We start from the raw sequence: 22,941 nt of genomic DNA on the forward strand, positions 1-22,941 counted from the left end.
CCTCGGGCGTGAGGGCCCGGTTGCCGACCGCGGCACCGTCCCCACCGCAGATGCCCTCGCGCCCCGCGGCCTCACCTGCCGCGGAGATCATGCCTCCTCGTGGCACTCATGGCATTCCTCTTCAGGACACTCGAGAGTGGTGAGGGTCTGGTCGACCTGTCGGCTGGTCAGTGGAGGCTCGGGCAGTTCGTGGGCGCACTCGGCGCGGAAGCCGTCGAGCATCAGGTGAAGGTGGCGGCGCCAGGCTGTAGGGGCGACGGCACGTGTGGCCCGGATGATCCCGGCCTGGGACCAGATCACGAAGATGATGTCTTCCGGGGTGACATCGTTGCGCAGGACGCCCTGCTCCTGAGCGTTGCGGAAGATCTGAGCGGCCAGTTCTTGGGCGCGCTCGAACATTCCCCGGCCGAGCGCGTGGACGGGCAGCCGGGCCGAGGCCAGGTCGTTGAAGGCACGGTCACAGGCCTGAAGCTCACAGAGCTTTTCCAGGTAGTGGCAGAACCCTTCCCAGGCGTCGTCCATGGCTGCGGCCTCTTCGGTCGCGCCGAGCAGCTCCGTGAACTTCACGGTGAAGAGCTCTTCGACCAGGTCGAGCCGGGTGGGAAAGTGTCGGTAGACCGTTCCGATCGCGACGCCGGCGTCGCGGGCGACGCCTTCCAGAGAAGCGTCCACGCCCTGATCGGCGAAGGCCTTGCGGGCGGCGGCCACGATCGCGTCCCTGTTGCGCTGCGCATCCCGGCGCAGCGGTTTCGCCGGCGCCTGAGACGCGGACAGGACATGTCGGGGACTCATGTACCCAGGTTAACATGAGGGGGCCCTCAAATTCCCGGATGTGACCCTTCTCATGACGCGGACCGGAACGAGCGGAGCCCGAGGCGAAGGTGGCCGGCAAGGCCCTGCGAACGGTCGCGTGACACGGCGACCCGGCGACTGTCAGGCGCGGGAAGCGGTCGGTCGGCAAGGCGCGGCGCCGAACGCGCGATCCACGCGGGCTTCCCCCACCTGCCCACCAGGACCGCACAGCGCGCATCACCGGAAGGGCGGGGGTTGTTCTCCGCCCGTGCGGGCGTTTCAGCACTGGGGTGGGGTGGCGGGTGCTGCCGGCGGCTCCGGCCGGCGGGCCTCCCAGTCCGCACGGCCGCCTGCCCCCAGGACGCCCGTGGTGCGGTGCAGTTCCGCGGCGGGAAGGCCCGCGAGGGATCGGCGCGCGATGCGGGAGACGAGCAGGGGCAGCAGAGGGCGCAGCGGCTGCACGAGGCGCAGCCAGGGTGGTGCGTAGACGCTGGTGGCGCGGTGTTCGATACCTCGGGTCAGCCAGGCGGCGACCTGTTCGGGGGTGTGGACCCGGCGGACGGGTGCGGGCTGGTGGGAGCGCAGGGCGCGTAGTACGGGGTGGTCGTCGCGGGCGTCGATCATGTCGGTGCCGGTCCAGTGGAGGTAGGCGATGCCCACGCCGACGCCCTCGGGGCGCAATTCGCCGCGCAGGGCCTGAGCGAAGGATTCTGCTCCCGCTTTGGACGCACAGTAGGCGCTCATCAAGGGTGACGATCCGAAGGACGCGGTGGAGGCGATCTGCAGGAAGTAGCCGCCCGTGCGTACGAGCTGGGGGAGGAACACGCGGGCTGTGTTCGCACTGCCGATGAGGTTGACGTCGATGACCCGGTTGAACAGGGCTGCCTCGCTGCTGGCGAACGGGCCCACGGCGGCGATCCCGGCATTCGCCACCACCACCGACGCCGGCCCCAGCCGCGCCTGCACATCGCGTGCCGCACCCTGCATGGCGGCCTCGTCGGTGACGTCCACCTCGAAGCAGCACGTTTCGGTGGGCAGGCTGTCCGCCACGCGCCGCAGCGACTCCAGCTCTCGTCCCAGCAACGCCACCCGCAGCCCGCGACGCGCGAGGTTGCGGCTCGTCGCCTCTCCCACCCCTCGTGCTGCGCCGGTGACGACCGCCACCCGTCCGCTCGGCCGGCTCTGCATCACTGCTGCCTCCTGACGGACGCGCGGCCCCATCGCTCCGGCCAGTCGATCACGCCCTGACTTCCTCCACCTGCCACGGACGCCCCACCGGGTGAGACGCCCGAAAGGAAGCACGCGACTGAAAGGAGCGGTCCGCCGAGGTCGGGGAGGCCGGCCTCGGCGGACAGGTGCGCTCCGCCGTCGGACGCCTTTGCCGCCGCGTCCGCTCGGTGCCCGCACCGCGTGCGAGGCCGTGCTCCACAGCCCGACGTTCGGGCGTACGTCAGGTGCCCGGGGTCATGAGCCCGGCGCGCTTCCTGGGCGCGCCCGAGCCCGTGGTCCATCGCAGCGCCGGCTGTTCGTAGGGACCGTAGTCGGGGTTGCGGCCCTGCTGGGCATCGGCGTAGAGGCGGAAGAAGCGGTCACCGTACAGCGGGCTGTAGGTGATCTCGTTGTATCGCGGATCCGATGCGCTCACATCCGGGCCGCCCTGAAGAAACCCGCCCACGTTGCCGATGATCGTGCCGGTGTCGCCGGAGGGGTCGAGCCGGGAGAAGAACGGTCCGCCGGAGACTCCGCCCCACATCCCGGCGCAGAAGATCTGCATCTGGTAGTAGCCCGACAGCGCGGTCGTGTGGACGTCGGGGCAGCGGACCGCCTGGTCCAGCGGGTTGTGCGCGGTCCTGGGGTAGCCGACGACGGTCACCTTGTTGGCGTAACCGGGCGTACGGGCCAGGGTGTTGGCGCCCACGACGTCCTGGACGTTCTCACGACCGTTCGCCTTCAATCTCGCGAAGGCGTAGTCCAGGTCGGAGGTCTTGGCCTTGTCCCAGGTGGCCCTCTTGTCACGGAACCACGTGTCGACCGCCCAGACCCCGTAGGGCTGCGCGGCCGCCGTCCTGGTGTGGTCGTACATGGGTACGAACATGGACTTCGAGCCGACACAGTGCCCCGCGGTGAGGATCAGGTCGTGTCCCGCACTGCGCACCACGCCGGCCGTGCAGCGGTGCCCCTTCGGCCCCTTGTCCTCGCTGAAGATCGTGCCGACGGACTTGACGCCCTTGAAGTGCTGGGCGGTGACCCCGCCGGCGGAGGGCCTCCGGGCCGCTGCCGGCGATCCCTCCGGTGGGGCGGTACGGCCCGAGGGGTCGGTGGCCGAGTCCATGCGCTCGGGAGTCCAGAAGCGGATGGCGGCCTCGACCGTCCAGTCGTCGTCGGCGGCCGGCAGCACCGCGTCCGATGCCGGGGGCTCTGCGGACGGGCCGGTCGGGGCTGTGGTAGTCGGGCCGGCCGGCGGCTTCGGCGCGGGGGCAGCGCTCCGCGAAGTCGCCGAGGCGGGTTGCGTGGGCGTGGCGGGGACGGGGGGCGGCGCGGTACCGGCCAGGGCCGCCGTTGCGTCGCCCAGCAGCGCCAGGACGCTCACCACCGCGACGGCCCCGAGACGTATGCGGCTGGGGGGCGATGGGGTCTTCCGCATTCAGGTCCCTCCAAGGAGCGGGCCGGACGGCACGAGGACCCGAAGGGCAGGCGCCCACGACGGAACAGCGGGCGAACACCGCTGCGGAGTCCGACGCGTGCTCTTCCGCCGACGGGTGCTCCGCGCTCACCGCGCGCGACGGCGGCCTCCGTTGCGGCCCCGTGCGCCGTACGGCGGCTTTCGATCGACCGTGGTCAGCGGTCGCAGCCGTCATGATCGCATGACGGACGCGCGAATGCGCATCTTGTATTCCGGTTTGCGCCTGTGCAGTTGGGGTGCTCCCAGCAACATGTCGGGGTCGCACACCCGCGCCCGCCGGCGGTGCCCCTGCGCATCGGTCGATCGGTCCCACGCGCGAGCCGTGATCGTGCGTCCCGGGGCGCGGGGGCCGAACGTCGGCGCGAGGGGACCCCCGTCACCCGCCCGTCCTGGTCACCCACCAGTTCCGGACACTCCCCGACGCCACCCCCGACCGGCAAGATCGGCATTCGAGGCCGGAGTACTAGGCTGGCCGCCATGAGCGCACACTTTGACGTAGTGGTCCTGGGCGCCGGCCCGGGTGGATATGTCGCGGCGATCAGGGCCGCCCAGCTCGGGCTCAGCACGGCGATCGTCGAGGAGAAGTACTGGGGCGGAGTGTGCCTCAACGTGGGGTGCATCCCGTCGAAGGCGCTGTTGCGCAACGCGGAACTGGCCCACATCTTCACCCAGGAGGCCAAGACCTTCGGCATCCGGGTGAACGGGGAAGTGACCTTCGACTACGGCGAGGCCTTCACCCGCAGCCGCAAGGTGGCGGACGGGCGCGTCAAGGGCGTCCACTACCTGATGAAGAAGAACAAGATCACCCAGTACACCGGTCGCGGCACCTTCAGCGACGACCACACCCTGCAGGTCGCCCTCACCGACGGCGGCACGGAAACCCTCACCTTCGACCACTGCATCGTCGCCGCCGGCGCCACCACGAAGCTGCTGCCGAACACCTCGCTCAGCGAGCGCGTGGTGACGTACGAGGAGCAGATCCTGTCCGACTCGCTCCCGGCGAGCGTCATCATCGCGGGCGCGGGCGCCATCGGCGTCGAGTTCGCGTACGTCCTGCACAACTACGGTGTCGAGGTCACCCTCGTCGAGTTCCTCGACCGTATCGTCCCGCTGGAGGACGAGGAGGTCTCCGCGGAACTGACCCGCCGTTACAAGCGGCTCGGCATCAACGTGCTGACCTCCACCCGCGTCGAGGCGATCAACGACTCGGGCGACTCGGTCAAGGTCATGGTGACCACCGGCGGCCAGCGCCAGACGCTGCAGGCCGACAAGGTGCTCCAGGCGATCGGCTTCCAGCCGCGTGTGCAGGGCTACGGCCTGGAGAACACGGGTGTCCGGCTCACCGACCGCGGGGCGATCGACATCGACGGTCGGTGCCGCACGAGCGTCCCGCACATCTACGCCATCGGTGACGTGACGTCGAAGCTGATGCTCGCTCACGCGGCCGAGGCGATGGGCATCGTGGCGGCCGAGACCATCGCCGACGCGGAGACCATGGAACTCGACTACGTCATGATTCCGCGGGCGACCTACTGTCAGCCGCAGATCGCCAGCTTCGGCTGGACCGAGGCGCAGGCCCGTGAGAAGGGCTTCGACGTGCAGGTGGCGAAGTTCCCGTTCACCGCCAACGGCAAGTCGCACGGTCTGGGCGACACCGCGGGCTTCGTGAAGATCCTCAGCGACGCCCGGCACGGTGAACTCCTCGGCGCCCATCTGATCGGCCCCGAGGTCACCGAGCTCCTGCCGGAGCTGACACTCGCCCAGCAGTGGGATCTGACCGTCCATGAGGTCGCCCGCAACGTGCACGGCCACCCGACGCTCGGCGAAGCGGTCAAGGAGGCGATCCACGGACTGGCGGGTCACATGATCAACATGTGACCCGGGACAATTCTCGCCATGACCGACGGGATGAACGACGCCGAGAGCCGCCTGGCCAGGATCGAGCGGCTCCTGGAGAGCCGGGAGCGCGAGGTGGCACCGGCCTGGCGCCGGGCGACACGGGGCGAGCCGCGCTGGGCGGTGACCGCCGTGATCCTGGTGGCGGTCGCCCTTCAGTGGATGGTGCCGCACGAGCTCGCCCTCCAGCCCTACTGGGTGCTGCCCGCCCTGGAGCTGGTGCTGCTGGCGGGTCTGATCATGGCGAACCCCCGGCGGGTGGAGCCCCGGAACCGGTGGCTGCGGTGGCTGGGCCTGGCCCTGATCTCCGTGATCAGTCTGGCCAACGGCTGGGCGGCGGTGAGACTGGTGGCGGGACTGGTGAACGGCACCGAGGGCGAGGATGCCGGGCCGCTGCTGCTGACCGGGGGTGGCATCTGGCTCACGAACGTCATCGTGTTCGCCCTGTGGTACTGGGAGTGGGACCGCGGTGGACCGATGCTGCGGGCCCGCGGCCATCACCAGTTCGCCGACTTCCTCTTCGTGCAGATGCAGAGCCCGGAGACCGCGCCGCCCGACTGGGAACCGGCGTTCCTGGACTACCTGTACCTGTCGTTCACCAACTCCACTGCCTTCAGCCCGACCGACGTGATGCCGCTCTCGCGCTGGGCCAAGATGCTGATGATGCTGCAGTCCTCCATCTCCTTGGTGACCGTGGTCCTGGTGGTGGCCCGGGCGGTCAACATCCTTCGATGACAAGGGAGTTGCATACCCGCTCCGGCACACCCCTCACCGGATCTCCTGTTCGGCCCAGATGATCTTCCCTTCGGGCGTGTACCGGGCGCCCCAGCGGTGGGCGAGCTGGGCCACGAGGAAGAGGCCGCGGCCGCCTTCGTCGGTGCTGCGGGCGTGCCGCAGCCGCGGGGCGGTGCTGCTGGTGTCGGCGACCTCACAGGTCAGGCGGGCGTCGCGGAGCAGCCGCAGCCGGATGGGCGGGGTGGCGTAGCGGATCGCGTTGGTGACCAGCTCGCTGACGATGAGTTCGGTCGTCATGGCCAGGTCGGCAAGGCCCCAGGCCGTCACCTGACGGGTCGCCAGGCCGCGGAGTTCGCCGACGGCGGCCGGGTCCAACGGCACCTCCCACGAGACGACGTGGTCGGGGTCCAGGGTGTGGGTGCGGACGAGGAGCAGGGCGATGTCGTCGGGCTGGGGCACCGGGACCAGTTGTCGCACCGCGGTCTCGCAGAGCGTCCCGAGGTCGGAGCCGGAGCGGGACAGCACCTGTCCGAGACGGGCCATGCCCTGGTCGATGTCCCGGTCGGCTCCCTCGATGAGGCCGTCCGTGAAGAGACCCAGCAGGCTGTTCTCGGCGATCTCGATCTCCGTGGCCTCGAAGGCCATCCCGCCGAGCCCCAGCGGAGGACCGGCGGGAAGCTCCGGGAAGCGGACGTGACCGTCGGGGGAGACGACGATCGGCGGCGGGTGGCCGGCCCGTGCCATGGTGCACCGCCTCGTCACCGGATCGTAGACGGCGTACAGGCAGGTGGCGCCGAGAAAGGTCGTGACGGTCCGGTCCTCCGTCCCCTCGCCCGTCTCCTCCGCGCTCAACCGGAGTACGAGGTCGTCGAGGTGGGCCAGCAGTTCGTCGGGCGGCATCTCCATGTCGGCGAGGGTCTGGACCGCGGTGCGCAGGCGCCCCATGGTCGCGGCCGCGGAGATGCCGTGGCCGACCACGTCGCCGACGACCAGGCCCACCCGCGCGCCGGACAGCGGGATCACGTCGAACCAGTCACCGCCGACCCCGCCGGTCGCGTCGGCCGGCAGATAGTACGAGGCCACCTCCAGCGCTGTCCCACCCGTCAGGGCGTGCGGCAGCAGACTGCGCTGCAAGGTGAGCGCCGCCGTGTGTTCGCGGGTGTAGCGGCGCGCGTTGTCCACGCACAGCGCCGCCCGCGCCACCAACTCCCGGGCGAGCAGCAGGTCGTCCTGATGGAACGAGACGGGGTTCACCGACCGTACGAACGTGGTGAGGCCCAGGGTGGTGTTCCGCGCCCGCATCGGCACGGAGATGAGGGAGTGCATGCCGAACTCGCGCAGGCGGGCGGCCCTGGCGGGCTGTTCGCCTCCCCACAGGTGACCGTCCGGGTCCAGGACCGGGACGAAGACCGGTTCGCCGCTGACGAGCAGGCTCAGGCTGTGCGGCGGGGGGACGAACTCCACTCTGTCCCCGATCCGGGCGACGGCCTCCGGGCAGCCCTCGCGGGCCGAGCTCATACCGGCCCGGCGCATCACCGGCCTGGCGGGGGCGGGTCCGGCGTCGGACAGCCAGGTCCCCTGCCCCTCAGCGCTGAGCACGGGCTCCAGGAGATCGACGACCACGAAGTCCGCGAAACGGGGAACGGCGAAGTCGGCGAGCTCCTGGGCCGTCCGTATCACGTCCAGGGTCCTGCCGATGCTGGCCCCGGCCTCGTTGATCAGCGACAGCAGCCGGCGGGCGTTCCAGCGCTCGGTGACGTCCAGGACCATGTAGCAGACGCCGGTGACGGAGTCGCCCGCGTCCACCAGGGGGAAGAAGGAGGCGGAGTAGGCGTGTTGGCGATGGGGGTCGGACCAACTCCATCCCGCGTACTCGTGGTCGGTGATCGGGGCCCCGGTCGCCAGCACCTTGCGCATCAGTGCCTCGATGGTGTCCGCCTGCATTCCCGGCAGCACCTCGCTCAGACGACGGCCCAGCCGCTGGTCCCGGGGGACGCCGCCAAGGCTCTCCAGCGTGTCGTTCAGCCAGATGTAGCGCAGTTCCAGATCCATCACGGCCATGCCGACCGGCGAGCGGGTCAGGAGCCCGTCGAGGACGGACTGGCCCACCGTCCATTGCGGCGGCCGCTGTTCCCTTGCCGAGATCAGGAAGCACTCGTCCGCGCCGACCGGAAAGGACGCGGACACCCGCAGGTCGACTTCGACGCGGGCGCCGTCGCGGTGCCGCAGGGGGATCAGCCCGTTCCAGCCCACGCCCGCCCGGCAGCGTTCCGCGACACCGGCCACGCGGGCCGGGTCCTCGGGCATCGCCAGCAGCGGGGCGGCGGAGCGGCCGACGACCTCTGGACCGGCGTAGCCGAGAAGCGCCTCCGCGCCGCGGGTCCAGCCGACCACGACGCCCGCGCCGGAGACCACCGCCACCGCGTCGTTGGACGCGTCGAGGGCATCGCGTGGTCCCACGGACGGAGGCGCGTCCGAATCGTTCCGACCAGAAGCCATGGCTCCCTCCTCGTTACCTCCACATGTTCCTGCCTGGCCGGTGTTCCTGCCCGGCCGCCCGACAGGCACGGTCCGCAGGGAGCGACACGGGTCCCGGGCGGGCGGTCGGCAGCGGTCCGGTTCCCGCGGCAGCGGTCGGTCCGGATTCGGCGCCCCCAACGGCGCCTCCAGTGCGTCGAGAGGCCCGACCCGGGAGGGAAGGAGCCGCTTCCGGTGCGCCGGCGGTGCCGCGGTCGCGGGCGATTCCTCCCGTCTGATGCGGTTCAGCCCCCTCGCGAGGATCTCCACGTCGTAGGATTGCCCCAAAGATCCTGACATGCCCTTGCCGGAGCCATGACCGGGTCGAGCTGTTGAGCCGCATCAGGGCGGTTGTCTTGACCAAGCCCGCCAGGAGTTCTCGTGCACAGGCCGCTTGAGTGGATCCGCCAGGACCTCCGTCCGGGCCCGGACTCCCCCTCCGTGCGCCCGGCCGGTTCTCCCCGGCCACCTCACTGCCCGCTCCAGCCGGCGCCGAGCCCTCGCCGGAGCGGGCAGTGAGGTGGCCGGGGAGTCGCGGAGCCGAACGACGCCGTGCCGAGCGGTCGAGTGCCACCGGTCTGCAGGGTCCGGAGACCCCCCTGTGGATGCGCTGGCTGCCGGCCCTCTATGTCGCCTTCCTCCTGGTGCTCGAACCCGTCACCCCGGTGCAGTGGCCGGTCAGCTTCCTGCTCATCGCCCTCCCCCTGGTCGCCGCCTACGCCCACGGCCCCGCCGTCGTCGCCGCCGTCACCGTGTTCGCCGTGGTCTTCGAAGGTGTCCTGGCCGGAACCCCGTGCTGCGCCGGCCGCTCGGTGGGCTACCTGTGGGAGCGCCACTACGTGGCCTCGTACATCTCCACCGCCCTGGTCGGTGTCCTCGGCACGATCCTGGCCGCCCACCGCATCCGCCGGGAACGGACCCTCGCCACCGTGCGCTCCGTGGCCGAGACCGCGCAGCGCGTGCTGCTGCGCCCGGTGCCCCGCCGCCTCGGCCAGATCTGTGTGGAGACCCTCTACCTGTCCGCCGCCGCGGAGGCACGCATCGGGGGCGATCTGTACGAGGCGGTGCCCACCGCGTACGGGGTCCGCCTGCTGATCGGCGACGTCCGCGGCAAGGGCCTGATGGCGGTGGAGACGGCGGCGACGATGCTCGGCGCCTTCCGCGAGGCCGCCCACGACGAACCCGATCTGGCCGGGGTGGCGCGCCGGGTCGAGAAGAGCATGAACCGCAGAGCCGTGCAGCTGCCGGGCAGCGAAGGCGCGGAACGCTTCGTCACCGCCGTGTTCGCCGAGATTCCCGACGACGAACCCGTCGTCCGCATCGTGAACTGCGGCCATCCGCCACCGCTGCTCATCGACCGTGACAGCGTCACCGAGCTGGACTCGGCCGACCCCTCGCTCCCCCTCAACCTCGGTGTTCTGGCCGGGGACGATTACCACGCGGACGTGGTGCCCTTCCACCCCGGCAACCAGTTGCTGCTGTACACGGACGGTGTCACCGAGGCACGGAACCGCGCCGGGGACTTCTACCCGCTCGCCGAACGCGTCCGGGCCTGGTGCCGCCTGCCGCCCCGCGAACTGCTCGACAGCCTCCACCAGGACCTGCTGGCGCACAGCGGCGGGAACCTCGACGACGACACCGCCGCCCTGGCCGCGTACCGCATCCCGGACGAGTCCCCGGAGCGGGACGGTGGGAGCCGCGACCGGGCCGACACCACGTGTCGGACCGAGGAACCCGGATCCGACCCGACCAGGACCGGTCGGCCCTGACCCCGCCCCGGACCGGTCCACCCCGGATCGGGCGGGCCGCGACCGAGGTGTCCGGGAGGGCAACAAGGGCAACCTCCCGGGAACCGGAGAGGGGAGAAGCGAAGTGCCCCGGGCAGAAGTCCTAGACCGGGTCCTCTTGCTCCAAGGGCTCCTGGCCGGGCTCCCCGACACTCGCCGGCAGCGCCTGTTCGGCCCAGATCACCTTCCCCTGGGGGGTGTACCGGGTGCCCCAGCGCTCGGTCACCTGCGACACCAGGAACAGACCGCGGCCGCCCTCGTCCATCGTCGCCGCATACCGCAGGTGCGGCGAGGTGCTGCTCCCGTCGGCCACCTCGCAGATCAGCGTACGGTCGCGGATCAGCCGGACGTGGATCGGCTCGGAGCCGTAACGGATGGCGTTGGTGATGAGCTCGCTCAGGACCAGCTCCATGCCGAAGCCGAGCTCGGACAGGCCCCACTCGGCGAGCTTCTGCGACAGGGCGTCGCGCATCCCCGCGACGGCGGCCGGGTCGAGCGGCACGTCCCAGTCGGCGATCCGGTCGCGCGGCAGACCCCGGGTGCGGGCGATGAGCAGGGCCACGTCGTCCTTGGGTCGCCCGGGCAGCAGCTCCTCCAGCACGGCCCCGCAGCTCTCCTCGGGTGTCCGGTCGGGATGACCCGCGAGGGCCGCGGCGAGCAGATCCATCCCGACGTCCAGATCGCGCCGGCGGTCCTCGATGAGACCGTCGGTGTACAGGACGAGCTGCGTTCCCTCCGCGAGCTCCAGCTCGGTGGTCAGGAACGGCATGCCGCCGAGGCCGAGAGGGGGACCGGCCGGCAGGTTCGGGAAGGTGACGGTCCCGTCGGGGTGGACGAGCGCGGGTGCCAGGTGCCCCGCGCTCGCCATGACACAGCGACGCGTCACCGGGTCGTAGATCGCGTAGAGGCAGGTGGCGCCCACGACGCCCACGGCGCTGTCCGTGCCCGCCTCGTCCTGGTCGATGAGGCCCACCAGATCGTCCACATGACTCAGCAGCTCGTCGGGCGGCAGATCGAGGGTGGAGAAGTTGTGCACCGCGGTCCGCAGCCGGCCCATCGTGGCGGCCGCGTGCAGGCCGTGACCGACGACGTCGCCGACGGCCAGCGCCACCCGGCTCCCCGGCAGCGGAATCACGTCGAACCAGTCCCCGCTGACACCCGACTGGGCGGGGAGATAGCGGTAGCCGACCTCCAGTGCGCTCAGTTCGGGCAGGGCCCGCGGCAGCAGGCTGCGCTGGAGGGTGACCGCCAGCGCGTGTTCGCGGGTGTAGCGGCGCGCGTTGTCGATACTGACGGCGGCCCTGGCCACCAGCTCCTCGGCGAGCGACAGCTCCTCCTCGTCGAAGGGCTCGTGCTGCTCGCACCGCCAGAAGTTGGCCATGCCCAGTACGACGCCGCGGGCCTGGATCGGGGCGGCGATGAGGGAGTGGATGCCGTAGTCCATGATCCGCCTGGTGCGCGCCGGGTCCTGCGCGTGCCAGCCCTTGGCGGTGGACAGATCGGTCACCAGCTCGGAGTGGCCGGTCCCGTAGCCGCGCGCCTGGGGCGTGGAGGGCACGAAGTCGATCAGCCGGCCCTTCTCGTAGAGCGGGTGGTCCTTCCTGATCCCCCACACGGCAGTGCGCCGCATGCCGGTGGCCGTGAGGGCGGGCTCCTCGCCGCGCAGCACCGCGTCGGCCAGGTCCACGGTGACGAAATCGGCGAAGCGGGGCACCGCGACCCTCGCCAGCTCGTCGGCCGTGCGCAGCACGTCCAGGGTGGTGCCGATGCGGACTCCGGCGTCGTACAGCAGCTTCAGCCGCTCGCGTGCGGTCTCCGCCCTGCCGGTCACCGCCTGCAGCTCGGTCGAGTCGCGCAGTGTGACCACGGTGCCCTTCGGACCTCCGCCGCGGTCCGTGGGCCGTTGGTTGACCGCCAGCAGCCGCTCCCCCGCGAAGTGCACCTCGTCGGTGGCCTCGCGTCCGGAGGCGAGCAGTGCCACCGTCTCCTCGTCGAGGCTCGACAGCTCCGACACGAACTTTCCCTCGGCATCCGCGGGCAACGCCAGCAGCCGTCTGGCCTCGTCGTTCGCCAGCAGCAGCCGTCCGTCGCCGCCGATGATGAGCACCCCTTCACGCACGGAGTGCAGCACCGTGTCGTGGTGGTCGTACATGCGGGTCATCTCCGCCGGGGCCAGGCTGTGGGTCTGCCGCCGCAGCCGCTTGGCCACCAGCGCCGTGCCCCCGGTGGCCACCACCAGCGCCCCTGCCCCGGCGCCCAGGATGATCGGCAGTTGCCTGGCCACCTGGTTGGTCACGTTCTTGACCTTCATCCCGGCGGAGACGAGGCCCACCACCTTGTTCGCGTCGTTCTTGACCGGGACGGTGGCCTGCACCTCGCGGCCGAGCGGGCCGTTGACGCTCTCCGTGTAGATCTTCCCCGCCAGGGAGGGCGCGATGTTGCCCACGAACCGCTTCCCGATCAGGCCCGGCAGGGGGTGGGTGTAGCGGATCCCTTTGGTGTTCAGGACGACGATGAAGTCGACACCGGCGGCCTTGCGACCGGCTTCGGTGAGCGGCTGGAGGATCTTGCTCGGCTCGGGGCTCTCCAGCGCCGCCACGATGCCGGGGGAGTGCGCGAAGGTCTCCGCGACCGCGAGGGAACGGCGTTTGGCCTCGGCGTCGGTGTCGCGCTTCGACTGCAGGGCGAGCCCGAGCACACCGAAGGCGACGAGCAGCACGACCAGTGCCACCTGGAGAACCAACACCTGCCCGGCTACGCTACGCGGGCTCTTGCTGACCAGTGGCCTGAGTGAAAACCGTCCAAATCCGGCGAAACGATTCGCCATGTGACCTTTCTAGCACTGGTGATCCCGGGCGGCCATGGGCCACCCGCGGGGTGGACCCGCCCGTCCCGGCACTTCACCCCTCCGGCTCACCTCCTGACCGGCCGGCCGCCGCCGGCCGGCGATGACGGTGGGGCGCCACCCGCTCCACGGCCGCGGGCTCCGGGGCGGGCGGTGGCAACATAGGGGACCGCTCCTCACGCCCGGATAGTCCATGCGGGCGGACGGTATGAGGAGGTAAGCCGCCGTTGGCACCTCTTGCTGTCATAGTGCGGCCATGAAGATCGCGACCGCCGTCGGCCAGGTCCCCCACAGGACCGCGAGCCGCACGCGTCCGTGGACCGGCGGCCGCGTCCACCGAACGACGACCGCGACGGTCCGCCGACCGAGGCCCACTCAGGTCCGCCGGCCTACGATCACTGGCGCTCACCCCTGCACGACCACGCCCGCTCGCCCGCGCACGCCCGCACCCTCGTACATGACGGCCGCGTGCTCGTACACGACGGCCGCACCCTCGTACACGACGGCCGCACCCTCGTACACAACGGCCGCATGCTCGCACACCCGCGCGTACGGCCTCCCGCACACCTCCGCGTGCACGCCGGTCCTCGCGTGCGGTGACGTCCGCCGGTTCCTCCGGTGAACGCGCCGCTCACGCCACCCCCGCCAGAAGCCGACCCGCGGGGACGCCCCCGCGGGGGTCTCCGCTCCCGCCGTACGGTCGTCGTGCTCACCCTCACCGGTGCCGTCGGCATCGCCGGCGCGGTCGCCCTCGCCGGCGCCCTCCCCTCCGGGGAGCACCGCGCCTCCGTCCGCCCCGGCACCCAAGCCCCCGGCCCCTCCCCCGCACCCCCCGCCTCGCCCTTGACCGCCCCCTCCCCCGGCGCGCCGGGCATCGGCGACCCGCTCCTGCCGCTCGACGGCAACGGCGGCTACACGGTCCGGCGCTACACCCTGGACTTCGACTGGGCGGCCCCCAGAACACCGTTCGGCGCGAGCACCACCGTCGAGGCCACCGCCACGCAGGCCCTCTCCCGCTTCGACCTCGACTTCGCGGGCAACACCCTGCGCCGGGTCACCGTCGACGGCACGCCGGCGCGCGCCGTGCGCGACGGCGACGAGCTCGTCATCACACCCGTGCGGCCCATCGCCCAGGGCGGCGCCTTCACCGTGCGGGTCGACTACACCGCCGATCCGACACGGCAACGGCACCGGAGCGACGCCATCGCGGACTACGGCTGGGTGCCGACACCCGACGGCATCGTGCTCTACCCGCAGCCCGACGGCGCCAAGATGATCTTCCCGGTGGACGACCATCCGAGCCTGCGGGCGCCGGTCACCTTCCACATCACCACCCCACCGGATCTCGGCGCGGTGGCCAACGGCAGGCTCGTCGAGCGCGTCCGGCGGCCCGACGGACGGATCCGCTGGACGTACGACTCCGAGCACCCGGTCGCGGCCCAGCTGGTCCAGGTGGCGATCGGGAAGTTCACGTTCGTCGAGAGCACCGGCCCGCACGGACTGCCCGTTCGGGACGTGGTCCCGGACGGCCTGGTCGCCGGCACCAAGGCGTACCGCTCACTCACCTCCGAGCACCTGACCTGGCTGGAACGGCGGCTCGGCCGGTACCCCTTCCGCCGCTACGGCGTCCTGGTCGGGGACACCGACCTGCCGGTGGCGCTGGAGACGCAGTCCCTGTCCGTGGTGCCGAGGGCCGACCTGCTGGGCGACCGGGTCGACGCCGAGCGCAACCTCGTCCACGAGCTGGCCCATCAGTGGACCGGCGACAGCGTCGCCATCCGACGGTGGTCCGACCTGTGGCTGAGCGAGGGCCACGCCCGCTTCTACGAACGTCTGTACTCCGGCGCACACGGCGGCGACAGCTTCGAGAACGCGATGCGGAGCGCGTACGAACGGCACGACCAGTGGCGTCATGACGACGGGGCGCCCGCCGAACCCGACGGTGACGCGCACCTGTTCAAGCAGATGCGGTACGACGGTTCGGCGCTGGTGCTCTACGCCCTTCGGGAGAAGGTGGGCGAGGAGGCCTTCGACAGGATCGAGCGGTCCTGGGTGACGACGTATCAGGGCCGGGTGGCCGGCACCCACGACTTCGTCGCGCTCGCGTCCGGAGTCGCCGGCCAGGACCTGAGCTCCTTTCTGACCCCGTGGCTGTACGGGGCTCACACCCCGCCCATGCCGGGGCACCCCGACTGGCACCCGGACCCGGTCCAGGGCTGAGGCGTCGCGCCGTCCGTCAGACCGTCAGCCCGTCAGGTCACCCGCTCGTCGGTCCGGCCTTCGGCCCGACCACCCGTCAGTCCGACCGGCCGTCAGTTCGAGTACCCGCCAGGCCGTCATAACGGTCCGTCATGCCATCCGACCCACCTCGCCGTCGCACCCCCGTTCCCCTCCCTTTTGCGCGGAACGGGGATTCTTGCTGACCACCTGTCAGATTCCGCGCTTCTGCCGCCGACCGGGTGGCCTCTGCCGGGCCGCTGGTCCACACCGGTGACGCTCGACGCGCCGTCGCGTGTCGGGCACGGAAACGTACAAGGGGTGGTGCAAAGGGCAACTCCTTGCCCTGGCCGCGACGAGCATGGTTGGAGATCTCCGGGATGAAGACACGTGCCGCCCGCCGAAGCCCCGCTGCTGGACGAGGGCGCCGCCGGACCGTCCGCATGACCGCGTCCGCCGCGCTGCTGATACCGCTGCTGACCGGCACCCCGGCCTGCGGCGGCCCGGCTCCCGGCCCGAAGCTGCAGAACGTCTTCACGGACGCGGCGGACGAGTACCACGTGCCGCGGAGCGTGCTCATGGGCGTCTCGTACCTGCAGTCGCGGTGGGACTCCCGGCCGGGCACCCCGAGTGTCGCCGGCGGCTACGGTCCGATGCACCTGGTGGACACCCGTCAGGCCAAGGCCCCGGCGACCCCACCGAGCGGACGGGCCGATTCGCCCGCGATCGCGGCGGGGCCGTCGGCCGCTCCCCCGAAGGGCTCCTCGGGCAGCCCCGCCGAGCAGCCGGCGGACCTGCGCCGCGCCGCCCTGCTGATCGGGGCCCCGGCGGGACGGCTGCGGACGGACACCGCCGCCAACGTCCGCGGCGGCGCGGCGCTGCTGGCCGCGACCCAGCGACAGCTCGGCAAACCGCTCAGCGCCGACCCGACGGACTGGTGGGACGCGGTGGCGCGCTTCTCCGGCACGGATGACACCGTGTCGGCCGCGGCCTACGCGAACGACGTCTTCTCGCTGATCCGCCGGGGCGCGCACCGCACCACCGACGCGGGCGAGCAGATCACCCTGCCCGCCAGCCCACGCGTGCGCCCCCGCGCCGCCGACGAGCGGAAGGCGCACCGGCCGAAGGAGGTCGAGTGCCCGCCGGAGCTGGACTGCGACTGGCTCAGCGCCCCGTACGTACGGACGGACGACGGCAGCTACGGCAACCACGACGTGGCCGACCGGCCCCGCGACCAGAGGATCGACTACATCGTCCTCCACGACACCGAGGCGACCCTGCGGTCGATGCTGCAGACCGTGCAGAATCCGAAGGAGCCGTCGTGGCACTACTCGATCCGTTCCAGCGACGGCCAGGTGACCCAGCACATCAGGACCAAGGACATGGCCTGGCACTCAGGCAACCAGATGGTGAACGCCCGTTCGATCGGCATTGAGCATGAGGGATTCCTCAAACAGCCCGGCAGCTGGTACACCGAACAGATGTACCGGGCCTCGGCCCGTCTGGTGCGCTACCTGGCGAAGAAGTACGACATCCCGCTCGACCGGCAGCACATCCTCGGCCATGACAACGTACCGGGTCCGACCGCCTCGTCCGTTCCCGGCATGCACGACGACCCGGGACCCTTCTGGGACTGGCGGCACTACTTCGACCTGCTCGGCGTACCCCTGCGCGCCACCGCCGGGGCCGACAGCGACATGGTGACCGTGCTGCCGGACTACGCCACCCACAGACCGGAATTCACGGGCTGCACCGAGGCCGGCGCGCCCTGCGCGCCGCACGGCTCCAGCGCGGTCCGCCTCCACACCGCGCCGGACGAGAGCGCTCCGCTGATCCAGGACCCGGGCCGGCGCCCGGGGGGCGAGGCCTCCACGGTGGACGTCGACGATCTGGGGTCGCGGGTCTCCGCGGGCCAGACCTTCGCCGTGGCCGGGTACGAGGGCGACTGGACGGCGATCTGGTACCAGGGACAGCGGGCGTGGTTCGAGAACTCGAAGAACCACCCGACCGCCGTCGGGGCGAGCGGCCGGATGGTGACTCCGAAGGCGGGCCTGACCGAGGTCCCGGTCTACGGACGCGCCCTCCCGGAGAAGGACTCCTACCCGGACGGGGTCCCGGCGCAGCCCGAGTCGCCGCTGCCCTACCACTTCCTCGCGGGGCAGCGGTACGCGACCGAGGCCCGCCTCGTCGGATCCCACATCGACAGGTCGCAGTTCCGTGACACGCCGAGCCCGGTCGTGACGGGCCGTGAGGAGTGGTACGAGATCCAGCTCGGCCAGCGGATCGCCTTCGTCCGGGCGAGCGACGTGGACGTGGTCGAGTCGCAGGGGTCCGGTTCCACGGCGGGCAACGCGGCGCCCCCACACGAGCGGTGACCGGAACGGCCGGACCCGGGTTCCGTTCCGGGTCCCGGTCGGAGTCCCGGAACGGAACGCCGGTGGGCTTCGCGGTTTCGCGGCTGCACTACTTCACGACTTCACGGCGACGGAAGCCTCGATGCGGCGGAGCTGATGGTCCATGGCCGTCAGCCACACTTCGAGGTCGACGAGGGTGGGCAGCCCCGGATGGTGCCGCGGCAGCGGCGGAGCGCACGGACGCCGACAGGGCGCGGGGCGCTTCTCCGTGGTGAAGTGCAGGGCGATGCGGTCCACGTCCGTCGTCAGCTCGGCGGCGGTCCGGCGCGCCCAGGCGCACGCGTCCGGCGGCACATCGGCCAGCGGTACCTCGAAGCAGGGAAGCCGCTGGGCCCCCAGCACGGTGTGGTACGCCACCACGAGCACCCCGTGCCAGTCGACCTGGACCGCCTCCCAGGCAGCGGGCGGCTCACTGCGGAACTGCGCGTAGGCGGCCTCCGCCAGCCGCAGGTGACGCAGGGTGGGCCGGGTCGGGGGCGCGCAGGGGTCGGCCCCCGGCGCGTCCAGCAGCGCCTCGACCGTGGCGGGTACCAGCGCCCCACAGGAACGCAGCAGGCTCGCCATGGTCCGGCGGACCTCCTTCCGGGCCCCCGCCGGCCAGGCCAGCAGCCCGCACAACAGGCCGATGACGCTGCCGGTGACGACATCGACGAGGCGTGCCTCCGACAGCCGCCAGCCGGTCGGGGTGATCTGCGCGAAGGCGAGGGCGACCACGAGGGTGAACAACCCCTGTGCCCAGGCGACTCCGAGCCGCGGGCCCAGGGCGAAGGCGATGAGCATGCCCGGAACGAGGAGGGCGGCGTAGGCGTCCAGGTGCCGGCCGAGGGCGATGAGCAGGGCACCGGCCACGACGGCTCCCACCAGATTGCCGGTCACCGCCTCGCGCACCGCGCGCCAGGTGGCGCCGACCGTGGTGCGGGCGAGGGTGAGGACCGTCAGCAGGACCCAGAATCCGTGCGTGAGGTCGAGGGTGCCCGCGACGAGCCGGGCGACGGCGAGCCCGCACGCGACCCGTACCGCGTTCTGGAACCACACCGAGCGATGCGTCGCGTTCCCCGCGATCCGGCGCGCCCACAGCTGCGCGGTGGACAGGTCCACGTACCAGAAGAGTTCACGGGGTGAGAGCGGTGCGCCGCGGCGCCGCGCGGCGGCGACCCCTACGGCGGTCACCGCGATCCACGCCGACTCCGCCAGCGTCAGGACCGCGGCCTGCCGTCGCAGCACACGGCTGTCCACGCCCTGTTCCCCGGGATCGGCCGCGCGACGGATCCGGTCCGCCTGGAAGCGCTGGATCTCCTGTCGCAGCAGGTCGGCCGACGGCGGTGGCCGACCGGTGCGCAGGGCCGCGGCCGTGTCCGCGCACATGGCGGCGACCCGGGCGCGCAGCGCCGCGGACGTCCGGTCCGTGCCCAGCGGTACGCCCTCGAACGCGGACAGCTCGAACTGCGAGGCCAGTTGGTCCAGGATCCGGCGGGCCGCGGCGCCCGCCTGGCCCAGCGCCCGGTCCCCGCGGCCGGGGCCGGTGGGGCGCTCACCGGGCGCGACCCGCGACAGCCGCATTCCCTCACTGAGTTCACGCAGCCTCGCGACGGGGACGCGGTCCGAGTCGGCCGCCGCGACCGCGCCCGTCTCCAGCGCGTCGGCCAGCAGGTCGCGGAAGCCCACGGCGGGCGGTCCGCGCAGAAGGTACGCGTGGCACAGCGCGAGGAGGACGACGCCCACGGCCACGCCTGTCAGCCGGTCGCCCAGCGTCTGGGGGGCGTAGGGCGGGAAACAGGCCAGGATGTAGAGGAGTTGCAGACCGGGCGCGGGTCCCGCCGCGCGGGGCCCGGCCACCACGCTGAAGGTCAGCAGGAACCCGACGACCAGCATGCCCGCGACGGCGGCCGCCGTGGACCGCGCCAGTGCCGTGCCCAGAGCGACGAGAGCCAGCCCGAACGGCAGGGTCCGCAGAGTGATCCACGCCTGCCGCCGGCCGGTCCCGGGAATGACGGACAGCAGGCCGAACGCGATGGGGGTGAACAGCGCGTACAGCGCCGCCACGGGCTGGTGGAGACCGTAGAGGAACACGTAGAAGCCGACGCTCGCCGAGCAGGTGACCTGTACGGACCGCCGCACGACCGCGGAACCGGCGGGCCCGGGCCTCATGCCCGCTCGCCACCCACGCCGGCACGCCCGGCACGCCCGGCACGGCCGGTCCGTGACGGGGGTCGCGGCGTCGCGGTCCTGCGGCTCATGGGGCACATGCGGATGTTCCTCTCGGCAGGCGCCACGGGTGCTCGGCGACCGGGCCTCTGCTCATTTTCGACCCGGTGGAGGACCCGCGCACGTGGTGGCGGTCGCCGCCGGGTGCGGGGGGACGGGGGGACTCGTAGCCTGAAACGGTGCGCTCGCGGGCGCGGGGGCGTCCGACGGCGCGGGCCACGGGAGTCGCCATGGCGTACCGGTTCAACGAGAACGACCAGTTCGACCACGAGATCCTGATCGCTCTGGGCTCCGTCTGGCGGCACGGCGCGGACGTGGGCGAGGTGCTGGCGACTTCGGCCGCCGTGTCGGACGCCGGTGGGGAGACGTGGTTCTGGACCTGGGCCGCGCTCGGCCGCCGTGTCCGGGAGCAGGGCGAGAAGAGCGCGGCCCGCGGCCGGTCGGCCACGGCCCGGGACGCCTTCCTGCGGGCCGCCGGATACTTCGGCCTGGCCCTCGTGGGCGTCGAGTCGTGCGAGGACCCGCGGACGCGGCTGTGCGAGGTGTTCGGCGAACACCGCGACTGCTTCGACCGGTTCGCGCGGGCATGGGACCCACCCGCCGAGCGGGTCGCGATCCCGTACGGGGGCGGGACGCTGCCGGGCTATCTGATGAGCCCGCCCGGTCGTCCGGGACCGCTGTCGACGGTGATCGTCAACAACGGCAGCGACGGCACGGTCAGCTCCGCCTGGACGCTTCTCGGCGCGCCCGCCGTGGCGAGGGGCCACCGTGCGCTGTTGTTCGACGGGCCCGGTCAGCAGTCCATGCTGTTCGAGAACGGGGTGACGTTCCGTCCGGACTGGGAGAAGGTCGTCACGCCGGTCGTGGACTTCCTGTCCGCGCGGTCCGACGTCGACGCCGGGCGCATCGCGCTCGCGGGCATCAGCCAGGCGGGGTACTGGGTTCCGCGCGCGCTCGCGTTCGAGCACCGGATCGCCGCGGCGGTCGCCGATCCGGGTGTCGTCGACGTCGCGGAGAGCTGGTGGCGCCACCTCGGCCCGGAGCTGCGCGGCCTGTGGGACTCAGGTGACCGCGACACGTTCGACCAGGTCGTCCGCGAGGCTCTGGAGGCGGATCCGGCGCTCGCCGCGATGTGGCGCAGGCGTGCCCGGCCGTACGGGGTCGACTCGCCGTACGACCTGCTGGCCGAGGTCGCCCGGTACGACGTGACCGCGGTGGCCGGGCGGATCACCACCCCGCTGCTGATCACCGAGCCGGAGGGGGAGAACTTCTGGCCCGGCGCGTCGCGGCGGCTCTACGACGCGCTGCCCGGTCCGAAGGCGCTGGTCTGCTTCACCGAGGCCGAGGGCGCCCATCTGCACTGCGAGCCGATGGGCCGCGCGTTGTTCGAACAGCGCGTCTTCGACTGGCTGGACGCGCGCCTGGCAGCCGGGCCACCGGACTGATCCGTCCCGACGGGCGGGGAGACCGGCCGTGCACTGCTGTCCCGACGGGCGCGGACACCGCCCGTGCACTGCTGTCCCGACGGGCGCGGAGACCGGCCGTGGGCCGGCACGCGGTGGGGCGGGGTTCCCGAGACCTCTCCCCGGGAACCCCGCCCCACCGTTCCCGTCAGGACCTCAGCAGGCACCCTCGTCCTGCCAGACGCCCCAGTCGGAGGCGACCGGAGTCTCGTTCTGGGTCCACCACTTGGCCTTCCAGTTGTGCTTGTTGTACGACACCTCGTTGCCGGCGGTGTAGACGGCGGTCGAGCTCCAGGCCGTCTTGCAGCCCGTGCCGGGAGGCGTGGGCGTCGGCGTCGGCGTCGGCGTGGGGGTCGAGGTGGGCGGTGTGACGCCCGCGAACTTCACCGAATACTTCGCGAAGTCCCAGGAGTTCTGCGCGACGCTGGAGCAAGTCCCCGATGTGCGGCCGCCGTTGTCGGCCGGGGTGCACTGGCGGTCGCGGTTGAGGGACCAGAACGTGAAGCGGTCCATGTTGTGGCCGGTGACGTAGTCCAGCACGGTCTGGAAGTCGGCCTGCGTGAAGTACTCGCCGGTGTCGCTGCGTCCGTTCATCCCGGAGAAGCCCTCGTGGGCGTAGGCAGTCGCCTGGTCCCAGCCGAAGGTGGACTGCAGGATCTGGTTGAAGTTGGTGAGCGCGCTGGTCTGCGAGGCCGCGCCGTTGAAGCCGCCGTCGAACGGCATGATGGAGAAGTTGTTCGGGGTGAACCCCTGCGACTTGGCCTCCAGCAGCATCTGCTTGCCGAACCAGCCGGTGCCGTCCGCCGTGCCCGCGGTGGTGACGGAGACGTACAGGCCGGGGTTGTTCTGCTGGAGGATCTTGGCGGCACCGATCTCGTTCTTGATGGCCGCGGTGTTCTCGTACTCCGGCTCCTCGAGGTCGAAGTCGATGGCGTGCAGTCCGTACTTGGTGATGACCTGCTGGTACGCCGCAGCCGTGGCGGCCGCGTCCGAGCACGCCTGGCCGAGCTTCGTACCGCCGTACCCGCCGATGGAGACGGAGACGTCGCCGCCCCTGGCACGGATGGTGTTGACGACGGACTGGACGGCGGTGTCCGAGGAGACCGCGGCCGTGCCGCCCCAAGTGGGGCTGCAACCACCGCCGTTGGGGGCGAGGACGAAGGCGAGCTGGAACGCCTTCAGGCCGGTGGCGTCCATGATGGCGCCCGGGTCCGGCGGGTCGTTGTCGAGCGGCATCAGGTAAGGAGCCGCGGCGTACCAGCGGTTGGCGAGTGCGGAGGTCGCGCCGGAAGCGCTGCCCGCGACCAGTGCGGTCGTACCCGCCGCGGCGAGTCCGACGGCGGCGACTGCGCCCAGACATGCGCGAAGACGTCTCACTGCGTGCCTC

Annotated in this window: 14 protein-coding genes; 6 read left to right on the forward strand and 8 right to left on the reverse strand. The window is 71.8% G+C overall.

Going from position 1 to position 22,941, the window contains the following annotated elements; translation table 11 throughout:
* Window positions 1-87: 87 nt before the first annotated feature.
* From OG199_RS06875 to OG199_RS06885, 3 genes are all read right to left on the reverse strand, one after another.
* Window positions 88-792, reverse strand: coding sequence for a TetR/AcrR family transcriptional regulator (locus OG199_RS06875; RefSeq protein WP_405828582.1), 705 nt, complete (start codon window positions 790-792; stop codon window positions 88-90).
* Between the two features lie 279 nt (window positions 793-1,071).
* A complete protein-coding gene (locus OG199_RS06880; protein WP_356802354.1) occupies window positions 1,072-1,980 on the reverse strand; it encodes an SDR family oxidoreductase in 909 nt (302 codons plus the stop codon).
* A gap of 262 nt (window positions 1,981-2,242) precedes the next feature.
* Window positions 2,243-3,436 carry a trypsin-like serine peptidase gene (locus OG199_RS06885; RefSeq protein WP_405828584.1) on the reverse strand — a complete coding sequence of 398 codons (1,194 nt, stop codon included), beginning with the start codon at window positions 3,434-3,436 and terminating at the stop codon, window positions 2,243-2,245.
* Window positions 3,437-3,952: 516 nt separating this feature from the next.
* Here OG199_RS06885 and lpdA point away from each other — a divergent pair.
* The gene (gene lpdA, locus OG199_RS06890; protein ID WP_356802357.1) at window positions 3,953-5,353 is read left to right on the forward strand and encodes a dihydrolipoyl dehydrogenase; all 1,401 of its coding nucleotides are present in this window, start codon (window positions 3,953-3,955) and stop codon (window positions 5,351-5,353) included.
* A gap of 18 nt (window positions 5,354-5,371) precedes the next feature.
* Window positions 5,372-6,106 carry a hypothetical protein gene (locus OG199_RS06895; RefSeq protein WP_356802359.1) on the forward strand — a complete coding sequence of 245 codons (735 nt, stop codon included), beginning with the start codon at window positions 5,372-5,374 and terminating at the stop codon, window positions 6,104-6,106.
* Between the two features lie 33 nt (window positions 6,107-6,139).
* On the opposite strand, the gene OG199_RS06900 is transcribed toward OG199_RS06895, so the two are convergent.
* The gene (locus tag OG199_RS06900; RefSeq protein ID WP_405828586.1) at window positions 6,140-8,605 is read right to left on the reverse strand and encodes a SpoIIE family protein phosphatase; all 2,466 of its coding nucleotides are present in this window, start codon (window positions 8,603-8,605) and stop codon (window positions 6,140-6,142) included.
* A 623-nt stretch (window positions 8,606-9,228) separates the two neighbouring features.
* Here OG199_RS06900 and OG199_RS06905 point away from each other — a divergent pair.
* Window positions 9,229-10,392 (forward strand): PP2C family protein-serine/threonine phosphatase, encoded by a 1,164-nt coding sequence (locus tag OG199_RS06905; RefSeq protein WP_405828588.1) that lies wholly within the window; start codon window positions 9,229-9,231, stop codon window positions 10,390-10,392.
* Window positions 10,393-10,513: 121 nt separating this feature from the next.
* On the opposite strand, the gene OG199_RS06910 is transcribed toward OG199_RS06905, so the two are convergent.
* A complete protein-coding gene (locus OG199_RS06910) occupies window positions 10,514-13,237 on the reverse strand; it encodes a SpoIIE family protein phosphatase (protein WP_405828590.1) in 2,724 nt (907 codons plus the stop codon).
* A 423-nt stretch (window positions 13,238-13,660) separates the two neighbouring features.
* Window positions 13,661-13,834: a hypothetical protein gene (locus OG199_RS06915; protein ID WP_356802364.1), complete on the reverse strand. Its 174-nt coding sequence runs from the start codon at window positions 13,832-13,834 to the stop codon at window positions 13,661-13,663.
* A 126-nt stretch (window positions 13,835-13,960) separates the two neighbouring features.
* Here OG199_RS06915 and OG199_RS06920 point away from each other — a divergent pair, with 126 nt between their 5' ends.
* Window positions 13,961-15,475: a M1 family metallopeptidase gene (locus tag OG199_RS06920; RefSeq protein ID WP_405828592.1), complete on the forward strand. Its 1,515-nt coding sequence runs from the start codon at window positions 13,961-13,963 to the stop codon at window positions 15,473-15,475.
* 440 nt (window positions 15,476-15,915) lie between these two features.
* The gene (locus OG199_RS06925) at window positions 15,916-17,847 is read left to right on the forward strand and encodes an N-acetylmuramoyl-L-alanine amidase (RefSeq protein ID WP_405828594.1); all 1,932 of its coding nucleotides are present in this window, start codon (window positions 15,916-15,918) and stop codon (window positions 17,845-17,847) included.
* Window positions 17,848-17,940: 93 nt separating this feature from the next.
* Here the strand turns inward: OG199_RS06925 and OG199_RS06930 are convergent, their stop codons facing one another.
* Window positions 17,941-20,034, reverse strand: coding sequence for an FUSC family protein (locus tag OG199_RS06930; RefSeq protein WP_356802370.1), 2,094 nt, complete (start codon window positions 20,032-20,034; stop codon window positions 17,941-17,943).
* Between the two features lie 287 nt (window positions 20,035-20,321).
* On the opposite strand from OG199_RS06930, the gene OG199_RS06935 reads away from it, so the two are divergent.
* Entirely contained in the window at window positions 20,322-21,536 is a 1,215-nt protein-coding gene (locus tag OG199_RS06935; RefSeq protein WP_405828596.1) for a dipeptidyl aminopeptidase, read from the forward strand.
* A gap of 174 nt (window positions 21,537-21,710) precedes the next feature.
* Here the strand turns inward: OG199_RS06935 and OG199_RS06940 are convergent, their stop codons facing one another.
* Window positions 21,711-22,931, reverse strand: coding sequence for a carbohydrate-binding protein (locus tag OG199_RS06940; RefSeq protein ID WP_356802373.1), 1,221 nt, complete (start codon window positions 22,929-22,931; stop codon window positions 21,711-21,713).
* Window positions 22,932-22,941: the final 10 nt, after the last annotated feature.

The sequence above is a fragment of the Streptomyces sp. NBC_01176 genome (assembly GCF_045039825.1).
Lineage (GTDB): Bacteria > Actinomycetota > Actinomycetes > Streptomycetales > Streptomycetaceae > Streptomyces.